Here is a 10226-nt window from a genome sequence, read left to right as displayed (position 1 = left end):
TTTATTCCCTTTATCGTACTACCTAATAACTCGTCCAAGCATTTACAACCAATCATCATCTCAAGTTATTTTAGTCGTAATAAGCTGGCCAGCCTCATTAATCGTTACTTTCCATTTCGCTCCACTAGCAGTCTTCATAATGATACCTTTACTTGCTTCTATTTCAATATCTCCAAACATTCTTCCGCCAGTTGTCGCTAACCAAGCATTCCCATTTTCCATCGACGATCTTGCAAACATACGATTAATCCGAAAACGCTTTTGGTCTTGAGAATAACCACTCAATGTAATTCTTACTTTATATAGTTGACTCGCCTTCATATTCGATATAATTGTATCGCCTACATTTAATGGAACATCCGATGCAACAACCCAATTTCCAGTTGCACTTAATGCATATTCGATTTTAATTTTCTTCGGACTCTCTCCCCATCCAAAATACATGCCAAAACAATTCAACATTTTGATTGGATTTTTCGTAAAATCTAGCTCAATCACAACTGGATTACTATCTGGAACATCGATATAGTTTACACTTTGTTCATCTATTAAATTAAAGCAATTTGCGAGATTCCCCCCGTAAGGTAATTTCCCACTTACTTGCTTAACAGTATACTTCTGTGGAGATTTACTAATATATCATCTTGGTTCCCTATTAAATGTGGTTTATTTAACGTAATCGGCAACTGAATCCGAAGAGATTCTTCATAGGTAGACTTACAAACATTGTATTGTCCTTTATCTACAATAGTTGTGGAAAGTAAATTCGAAAAAAGGTAGTTACGATGCGAATTAGAAGAAAATTCAATGACAATCTGTTCACTACTCATCCGGTACGTATCCCAAATCATACAATCAAATGTATTATAGGCACCCGTACAACGAATGACTTTTTTCGTTTGCTGTCTACATTGTACTTGAATATCATGAAACGTATTTCCTGAACTTTCATTTGGTAAATCACTGTTTCCATCAACTTCTATCCCATACTGACATCCATCAATAAATATAGATTGAAATACATTTGCGTTAATCCAGCAAGGTGTATTTATATCATCTATATATTCTGTCTTCAAATGTATTGCAGTTTGAAAGTTTTTAATTTGAATAAAGTTAACTTGAAAGAAACTAATATAATCCCATGCTTTTTGACAATAAAAGTGTATAGCCTTACCTTTATATGACGACGTTGCATTTACTATATTTATATTTGATATAAGAGAGTGATTAGGAACTTCTATTTGTTGTGAACCGGAAACATAAATAACAGTAGATTGAAACACTGGATTTATAACTTGAACTGTACCACCCGTAATAGATGCATTTTGTTGCAGTTCAAACGCATTAAAATCTCCATCAATTTGCAACGTAACAGTAGGATCTAGCTCTAACCTTACATTTGATTTAATAACAATCGGCTTTACAATTTTGTACGTATTTATCCCTGTAATTCTAACCGTCGAAATTCGGTTCGCTACACAATAATTTATAGCTTGCTGAATTGCTAATGAGCTATCATTCCCTGAATTCGGAACTGCTCCAAAACAATTAATATGAACGCTATTTTCTGGTACACAATCTTCTTGGGAAGAAATATATTCTGACAAAATAAATTCACTCCTCATATTACCTTTTTCATATAATATGTGAGTTTTCTCTTAAAAGTTTCTATAATAAAAAAAACAAACGACTTGCACGGTCATTTGTTTAATTCATATATACTTTTCGTTTCTTCTATCATTTTAGTTAATGAGAAATATCTCTCTGCTTTCTCTCGTGCTTTCAGTCTAATACCATTCACCTTTTTCTCATTTCCTTGTAGTTCCTCAAGCGCACTTGCAAATACCGATTCGCAATATTCAGATAACAAAACACCTGATTCCCCATCTATTACCGCTTCATTTATTCCACCAACATCTATTGAAACAATCGGTGTTCCTGTAGCCATTGCTTCAATTACTACCATTGGAAACACTTCACGAAAAGATAATAAAAGTAGGGCATCCATATTTCCTATAAACCTATGCGGCTCTGAAATATTCCCTAACATCTTTACACTTTGCTGCAATCCATACTTTTCTATTTCTTTCATAATAGATTCTTTCTCTGGTCCATCACCAGCAATATAAAACAAAAAGTCATCTCTTTTTTTCAACACATTTGCAATTTTTACAAATAACTGATGGTTTTTCTCCTTGGATAGTCTAGCTAATATCCCTATTTTATAAATAGATTCTTTCTTTTTCTGCTGGAATAAAAACTTTTCAATATCCACACCGTTATAAATTGTCTTTATTTTCTCTTCTGCTACAAGCATTGAAATTAAATTATTCTTTTCAAACTCACTTACTGTAATAATATTATTCACATATTTATTTATAAAATAACGAAAAAAAGTTGGCATTTTCTTTTCTAATATCGTTACATTATGTTTCGTATATACGACTTTTATCTTTTTTTTCATGAACTTTTGAATTAAAAAGGAATATAATACCATTCGAAAACTATTTGCATGAATAAGTTCTATCTTTCGTTTACAAATTTCTTTTCGTAAGTAATGAATATTTCTCAAATGATTCCATCGACTAAGTAACATGAAATTTTCTTTTCTAGTAAGAGATTCATATAGTTCTCCATCACCTGCAGCTGTATAAACCGTAAATTTCTCATCACGCAAATTGCTTTCCAATTTACAAAAATAACTCTCGGCTCCTCCAGTTATCAATTTATCTGTCATCAACAGTATATTCATAATTGCGTCTTCCCAACTACATTGATTTTATTTTTTCTATAGGCATGAAAAGCATACTTACTAAAATAGTAAAAGATTTGCACTGCATTCAGTCGTTTTTGTTCCCTTAATAATTTCCAATATCGAAAAGCCGCTTTAATTTTATTTCTCGAAACAGAATTTGCTACAATTCTATACTTCGCTAACACTTGCTGTATTCCTTTGGCTTCATGTCCTTCATCTAATAAGTTCAGCCATAACGCTGTATCTTCTGGCTGTACACTAGGCATTTCAATATGCGGAATTTTTTCACGATCAATCATTACTGTTAAACAACCGATAATTGTATTTCCTGCCAAACGATGATAGTCAACAAATTTTGGTACATTCACTTCTCGATTTAGTTCATTACTGTTTTCATCGATTAAGCTATACGATGCATATGAAAAAGCCGCATTCATTTCTTCCATAAATAACAATTGCGTCTTCAATTTATGTGGCAACCATATATCATCGCTATCTAAAAAGGAAATATACCTTCCTCTCGCCTCTTCAATCGCTATATTCCGAGCTTTAGCAGCACCAACATTTTCTTTTAATGATAATAATCTAATACGCGAGTCCCCTTCTATTATCTCTTTAATTTTTGCAAGAGATTGGTCAGTTGAAGCGTCATCAACGATAATCATTTCCCACTCTTCATATGATTGATTCTGTACAGATAAAATCGTCTCACCTATAAATATACTATTATAAGAAGGTGTTATTACAGAAACATGAGGCGCCTTATTATGTGCTGATAGACATTTTACCATCTACCTTTCCCCTTCCTTCATATATTGAAATGTACTTCACAACCATTGCTAAAAATAAAAAGAACGCTTCGTTAATAATGAGTGACAATGACATCATCTGAAATAAAAATGCAATCATAGTCAATAAAAGATACGGTTTTTCACGAAACAAAGTATACTGCGTTAACTTGAACATTAATATGAATAAAAAAGCGCTATATAACAGAAAACCAATTGTACCCGATTCAGACAAAATTTCTAAAAATGTATTGTGTACATATAACTTTTCATTAAATTGAAACTCATAATAATTCGAAAAATTAAATGCACCGATTCCGATATATGGATTGGATAAATAATATTTAAAAGCAGCTTCCCATAATGTAAATCTACCACTTCCATTATCATGCGAAAAATCAGAAATTCGTTTATTCAATATGTCATCCAATTGGCCACCCATTACACTATTCGATAAACTAAAAATCACTACACCAAACAATAGTAAACTCATTATTATTTTTATTTTTTTTGCAAAACTAGATGTACATACATATACAAAAACGACAAGCACAAGTGCCAATATTCCTCCCCTTGAAAAAGTTAATAAACTTGTCGTAACACATAAAATCAATCCTAAAATGTTCGTCATATTATGTAGGTTTGTCATATAATACATAAAAAATATTGTATTATAAAAAATAAAAATGTTAGGATCATCTAGCAAACCAATTAATCTTGGATACCCTCTATCAACTAATAGTCCAGCAAAAATTTCTCTCTCTTCTCCACCGTACAATCCAAAGTGCTGTAAACCGACTATATACAGTATTAGGCTTACAACATTAAATATGAATCCTACATAAACAATAGATGATTCAAGTGTTGCTATTTCAACATTTCCTAATAAATTTCTCATTATAAAATAACACCCTAAAACAAGTAGCACACCAAGAATCATACGAATACTAGCATGTAAATATATAGAAAGAATTCCACTGTAACAATAGATGAAATAAAATAGCAAAAATACAACTTCATGAAAATATAGCTTTTGAATATGAAAGTTTTTAACTGTTAAACAAAAATATATAACTAAAAAAATCATATATATCTTCAGCGAAAATCCAATATATATGTTGTATTTACTTAACATGACAAATAATATTAAGAGCATAATCCATTTCATCGATATCTTTATATTATTTTCCATAGGCTATATCCCCTGTTTCGTAATATAATCCTTTTTGCGTGTTTTTCTTATAAACGAAAGAAGAAGTTTTTTCAGCTCATAATCATATAGGAATATACCAACTACTACGATTAACGTATTCAGAACGAGCGCAATGAAATGATATGTGTGCAATATATATTGCACTCCAATAAAAGTTACGCCAAAATAAATTGTATACGGTATTACAATTTGGAATACAATTTTTTTCTTCACTACACTTACCGCTATATACCCAACTAAAGCCACAATTTCAAATAAAACCATAGCATAAGCCGCTCCTATCACTCCACCAATACTACTAAAGCTATAAAGTATAATCCCACCTATCACTAACGCTATACATTGCACAACCGTTCTTTTATTTTGACGTCCACTCGTTGTTAAGCCGTCAGCTATAGCAATATTTAAACTTTGCAGCACAATGAGAAATGATAATATTTGGAGTGGCTCTACTGCATTTCTCCATTCTTCCTGAAAAAATATAGAAATAAAGTATGGCGCTAAATGATATAAACCTATCGTCATACATATTCCCACAATCGCCATTGATTTTATTTGAAGTAAGTTTAATTTCGTATGCTCTTCTAAATTATTTTGATTATAATGCTTAAAGAGCACTGGATAAAATGCACCTGCAATCACCCCTGGCACTTGATATAAAGCTGCTGGCATCCGATACGCCACTGCGAAAACACCTACCATACTTAATGGCAATGTATAGTTAAGTAAGATAGGTGCTAATTGTGGCGTACTCATTATTAAAAAACCACTAATAATAAAAGGTGTCAATTGCCAAAATAACGCTTTATGAATTACGACTTTCATATTCATACTCGTCTTTCTTTTCATTACATATATGCTGAATACACCACCGATCATATAACCAAATCCATATAAACGAGCAGTTATATAAACTGGTAACTCTCCGAAAATACAAAAACATGTAATGATAATGACAATTGCCGCTGATACAACTTTAATAAGCGCTATATACTTCATACGCTCCGTCAGCTGAAAGTAGGCAATCCCTATATTTTGCCAAGTTAATCCTATTAACATGAAAAACATTACGTTTATCATCATATAAATCAAATTTCTATCCGCATACATATAATGAATAGCAATATAGCCGATTATAGAAATAAAAATAAGTAGAATCATCCTTACTTTTATATACGACGATAAAATCGTCTCTAAGTCTACTCCATCTTTTGCGCCTTCTCGAAGAAACGTATTTGTAAGTCCTAAATCTGTAAAAAATAACATAACAAACGTCACTGCTATAGCAACACTAAACATCCCATAATTTTGTGCATTAAAAAAATTTGCTAAAGCAATTAAACTCACAGCTTGAAGAAGATTAGCTAAAATTGTGCTATAAAATAGATGGATAATATTATTTAAAATAGATCTACCCATACCGGCTCTCCTTTGCAAGCAACCTACTTACATATATTTATCTTGCACCATTACCGTTCAATACTATTAAAACAGTTTTACATAAAATCCGAATGTCCATCTTAATCGTTTTCATTTCAATATACTCCATATCCAATTTCAACTTTTCTTTCGGATCAAGATTATATCCTCCATTTATTTGTGCCCATCCTGTTAACCCTGGCTTCACTATTAAACGATCCTTGAATTCTGGAATATACGTATCAAATTGTTTATAAAAATACTCTCTCTCTGGTCTTGGTCCGACAAAAGACATATCACCTTTTAAAATATTTAAAAGTTGCGGTAACTCATCAATTCTCGTTTTCCTTATAAACGATCCAACTTTAGTAATTCTTGAATCATTTTCATTTGCCCATTGTGGTCCATTTATTTCAGCATCTTTTACCATCGACCTTAATTTAAATACATTAAATTTCCTTCCATTAATCCCTAAACGTTCTTGAAAATAAATTGGAGCTCCTGCTGTTTCGAAAGTAATCATAATACAAAAGAACAACATAATTGGTAGCGTTAATAGTAACAATATGAGTGAAAATATAATATCAAACAAGCGCTTTATACTTCGATTCAAAATACTGGTCTTTTCTTGAGCCGGAATCGTATACAACTTGGCTTGGTTTGTTTCACGAATCATAGATCGTTACCCCCACATTCAAGAATATAAAACTATACCTATTAATTCACATTCTTTCTTCTTTATATTTGCTATCACTTTTTGCACCGTACGTAGGGAATCTTTTCTCTTTTTGACTGCTAAGACCACTCCATCGCATTTCCCTGCAATCATGTGCGTAGCAGGAAGCTCAAATACTTCAGAGGAATACAAGAAAATGTAATCAAAATCTTCTTTCCACTTCGCAATTACATGATCAAATTCATCCGTAGCAACTAAAGGCGTTCCGGTGTGTACTGTTTTTTGGGCAGGAATACAATATAAGTATTTAGATAAATTACTAGAAAAAGATTCATAACTACAAGGGGAATCGTTTATTATATCGTTCACTGTTTTCGTATAATTGCTTTGTAATAGTAGATGTAGTTTAGGATCAGAAAAATTCACATCGATAAGTAACACCTTTTTTTTCATCTCTGCAAACACTAGCCCTAGATTTACTATAAGCGACGCGATAACACCTCTATCCTTCGTTGAGGTAACTGTGAACACTTGTTTCCCCGATTTTTTCAACTCGTGATACACCGTATAAAACTGCTCTTTCATTAGAGCATCATGCGGATTAAATGGCAGCTTTTTCTTTGTCTTAAACATCGACATGTTCACCTCGATATATAGATGATTGCGCATCAACTTCTGTAGATTTCTTTTTTCTATTCGGTTTCATATTTATGTGACCAATAACAGATACTGTTGTTATTTTCTCTAAATCTTGTTCCACGTATATACGCTCATCAAAATACTCTCGAAATACAGCTAAACCTATCCCAACAAAAAAACTAACAATTAAAGAGATAGGAATGATAAGTTGCAATTTCGGAAACAACTTTTCAGCTTTTTCCTGTAACTCAGGGTCAGTTAATATTTTTATCCCCTGTACATTCGTATACTGTTGAAAGCTTTTTTGAGATTGTTCTGCCAATGACTTTACAATTTCTTTGACGATTGTAGGATCTGAATCTTTTACTGTAACAGTAACGATTTGAGAGTTGTCCATATTCACCACTGAAATTTTTTGTGCTAATTCATAAATTGATTGCTCTAATTTCAAATTTTTTTTAACCGTTGAAATAATGAGTGGACTTTTTAATATATCAACATACGACGTTACAAGTTGCTTATTTTCCTGTGTTTTATTCACTGCATTTTCTTTATTAAACCCATCTAAATTCCCAACGAGAATTTGCGTTGAATATTGATACGAAGGCTTTAATACATACATAGAAATAAGAATTAAAGAAAATGTTACACAACACATCGTCAAAATAATTGTTACTACTCTTCTTTTCAATAGCTGCTGAAAATCCTTCATACTAATTTCTTGCTTCAATTATTTCACCGCCTTTGTTTGAATAACATCCTGCAACTCACTTTCTACAGATAGTCTTTTCTTTTCTAAATTCGATTGCTTTGTTATATACTTTCCGATCCTGAATGCAAATTTTTCTACAAACAAATAAGAAATTATTGCTAGTATAAACGAAAGAATGAGCGATAACATTAAAACAATGGGTAACGGAAATATTTCATGAAGCATATACACTAGGGAAAATAAAGATATGGTGTGGTATAAATAAAGACTGTAAGAAATCTTCCCCAAATATAACAAGTATTTATTACGTAGCAAGGATGACAAAGTTGATACTGACAAGCTTAATATGACAAATAAACATGCACTTATCGCTACTACGTAGTCTCGAAATATAAAATTATTAAGCAAATTAATTTCTCCAACAAGCCCTTCATACATATAAAGTAAAACCGCAAATAAAAACCATGCAATTTTCTCATTTTTAGTACGATTACTATAAAAAACTATTAAATTATTTTTATATTTCGCAACTAGTGCTCCTAGTAAAAACAGCACTGTGTAATGCAGAGTTAATGCATAACTAGTTAATGTTAAACTTGAGTGAAATAAAAATAAAATCACGACAGAACATATACTAAAAATAAACAATGACAATAATGAATACCTCAACGTTTTTCGTAAACAAACCATCAAAACTAACGGAAAAATTATCGATATTCGCATTTCATGAACAAGTGACCAAATTACGCCGTTATATGCATCTGTATTATATTTCCCAATCAATAAAATATGTTGCGCTATTAAGCTTAAAGAACTTTCAATCGTCCATGAGCGATTAAACCATTCACTTAAATTAGAAATACCATATTTACTCATTGTATTCTGGCATAAAATAGCTATACTTATTGCTATGATATATGGAATATAGATTCTAGATATACGCTTTAAAAGGAATGATCCATAGCTATCGTAGTTTTTTTGAATGGATCTATACAAAACAAATCCACTCAAAACAAAAAAGATAATAACAGATTCGTTACCACTACTAAAAATTAGACGAGCAGGTGTTTCTTTTAATAGATAAATAACAAATGGTTTATTATCTTCATAACTGTAATTTTGAAATACTGAAAAAATCATTAAATGATGGCTAATCATTACTATCAATGAAGAAATTCCTCGTATAGAATCCAGTTCTTCATACCTATCCATCGTTTTACATCAACTCCTACTGAAATGATAATAATCATTTCAAAGCGACACCATTATTCATATTCCTCTCCTTTCTTTTCATTCCAATTTTTCATATTAAAATGATTTTATAGCGTAATTTTGAATGTATTGTAACATTTTTTGTAATATTATGAATAGCGAATCTTCAAAATTGATATATACCAATTACAACCTCGAAAAATGAATAATATTGACAGAAAAACACTATAAAAACATCTTGCATAGTTGCAAAATTAAAGAGAGGAATAAAGTTTTTTCAATATAAAATAAAAAAGATAGCCTTTAAAGGCTATCTTTTTTATTTTATTTAATTATTGGCACCACTATATGCTACATGTCGTTTCTCAATTCTCTCTTCAATTTCTTTCATATTTTCTTTATTATTTAATAGTGATTGTTTATTTTCAATTAATAATTGTTTAAAAGATTTTCTCACTTTTTTTCTCATTTCCATTGTCCTCCTTGGGGGATGGTTTATATAAAAGATAAGGAATTATCTGTGTGCCCTTATAATAATTGATTGTTGTGAATTCCATTTGAACTTCATATGAAAATTTCATTTATTTTCTGACAACTTTGTGAACATGCAAAAATGTGATCATCCTAAAACCATTTTGAAATTGCTTCATTTCATTATAAAAGTTGCTATTGTCATCAACTTCTATCCATATATTTTGTCGAAACATTTATATATTTAAAATTGAGTTCGATATAATTTTATTTACTACGATACTGTTCGTAAAAACAAAAAGAGGGATGTTGTATAAGTCAAAGTTTGACTTATACAACAT

General features: G+C 31.0%; 9 protein-coding genes and 1 pseudogene. All 10 read right to left on the bottom strand.

Features of this window, described 5'->3' with window-relative positions; translation table 11 throughout:
• Nucleotides 1-60: 60 nt before the first annotated feature.
• Nucleotides 61-1607: pseudogene (locus tag NHG49_RS08115) on the bottom strand (hypothetical protein).
• Nucleotides 1608-1699: 92 nt separating this feature from the next.
• Nucleotides 1700-2752, bottom strand: coding sequence for a glycosyltransferase family 4 protein (locus tag NHG49_RS08110; protein ID WP_258125694.1), 1053 nt, complete (start codon nucleotides 2750-2752; stop codon nucleotides 1700-1702).
• On the bottom strand, nucleotides 2749-3546 hold the full coding sequence (locus tag NHG49_RS08105; protein WP_064476579.1) for a glycosyltransferase family 2 protein: 798 nt from the start codon (nucleotides 3544-3546) through the stop codon (nucleotides 2749-2751). Before NHG49_RS08105 ends, NHG49_RS08110 begins: the two co-directional genes overlap by 4 nt.
• The gene (locus NHG49_RS08100; protein WP_064476580.1) at nucleotides 3521-4735 is read right to left on the bottom strand and encodes an O-antigen ligase family protein; all 1215 of its coding nucleotides are present in this window, start codon (nucleotides 4733-4735) and stop codon (nucleotides 3521-3523) included. The genes NHG49_RS08105 and NHG49_RS08100 overlap by 26 nt, the downstream gene beginning before the upstream one ends.
• A 3-nt stretch (nucleotides 4736-4738) precedes the next feature.
• A complete protein-coding gene (locus NHG49_RS08095) occupies nucleotides 4739-6175 on the bottom strand; it encodes an oligosaccharide flippase family protein (protein WP_258125692.1) in 1437 nt (478 codons plus the stop codon).
• A gap of 37 nt (nucleotides 6176-6212) precedes the next feature.
• Nucleotides 6213-6851 (bottom strand): sugar transferase, encoded by a 639-nt coding sequence (locus NHG49_RS08090; RefSeq protein ID WP_048561308.1) that lies wholly within the window; start codon nucleotides 6849-6851, stop codon nucleotides 6213-6215.
• Nucleotides 6852-6869: 18 nt separating this feature from the next.
• The gene (locus NHG49_RS08085) at nucleotides 6870-7490 is read right to left on the bottom strand and encodes a CpsD/CapB family tyrosine-protein kinase (RefSeq protein WP_048561309.1); all 621 of its coding nucleotides are present in this window, start codon (nucleotides 7488-7490) and stop codon (nucleotides 6870-6872) included.
• Complete coding sequence (locus NHG49_RS08080; protein ID WP_258125691.1) at nucleotides 7477-8220, bottom strand: YveK family protein; 744 nt, start codon at nucleotides 8218-8220, stop codon at nucleotides 7477-7479. The genes NHG49_RS08085 and NHG49_RS08080 overlap by 14 nt, the downstream gene beginning before the upstream one ends.
• Nucleotides 8221-9414 carry an acyltransferase family protein gene (locus NHG49_RS08075; protein WP_258125689.1) on the bottom strand — a complete coding sequence of 398 codons (1194 nt, stop codon included), beginning with the start codon at nucleotides 9412-9414 and terminating at the stop codon, nucleotides 8221-8223.
• Nucleotides 9415-9742: 328 nt separating this feature from the next.
• Nucleotides 9743-9883 carry an FbpB family small basic protein gene (locus NHG49_RS08070; protein ID WP_046955196.1) on the bottom strand — a complete coding sequence of 47 codons (141 nt, stop codon included), beginning with the start codon at nucleotides 9881-9883 and terminating at the stop codon, nucleotides 9743-9745.
• Between the last annotated feature and the right edge of the window lie 343 nt (nucleotides 9884-10226).

This window comes from Bacillus sp. IBL03825, assembly GCF_024712505.1.
Classification (GTDB): Bacteria; Bacillota; Bacilli; order Bacillales; family Bacillaceae_G; genus Bacillus_A; species Bacillus_A wiedmannii.
This window is presented reverse-complemented; position numbering and strand designations above follow the sequence as displayed.

Coding starts and splice junctions, on each gene's coding strand:
- NHG49_RS08110 (WP_258125694.1), bottom strand. CDS start 2,752: ATGAATATACTGTTGATGACAGATAAATTGATAACTGGAGGAGCCGAG.
- NHG49_RS08105 (WP_064476579.1), bottom strand. CDS start 3,546: ATGGTAAAATGTCTATCAGCACATAATAAGGCGCCTCATGTTTCTGTA.
- NHG49_RS08100 (WP_064476580.1), bottom strand. CDS start 4,735: ATGGAAAATAATATAAAGATATCGATGAAATGGATTATGCTCTTAATA.
- NHG49_RS08095 (WP_258125692.1), bottom strand. CDS start 6,175: ATGGGTAGATCTATTTTAAATAATATTATCCATCTATTTTATAGCACA.
- NHG49_RS08090 (WP_048561308.1), bottom strand. CDS start 6,851: ATGATTCGTGAAACAAACCAAGCCAAGTTGTATACGATTCCGGCTCAA.
- NHG49_RS08085 (WP_048561309.1), bottom strand. CDS start 7,490: ATGTCGATGTTTAAGACAAAGAAAAAGCTGCCATTTAATCCGCATGAT.
- NHG49_RS08075 (WP_258125689.1), bottom strand. CDS start 9,414: ATGGATAGGTATGAAGAACTGGATTCTATACGAGGAATTTCTTCATTG.
- NHG49_RS08070 (WP_046955196.1), bottom strand. CDS start 9,883: ATGAGAAAAAAAGTGAGAAAATCTTTTAAACAATTATTAATTGAAAAT.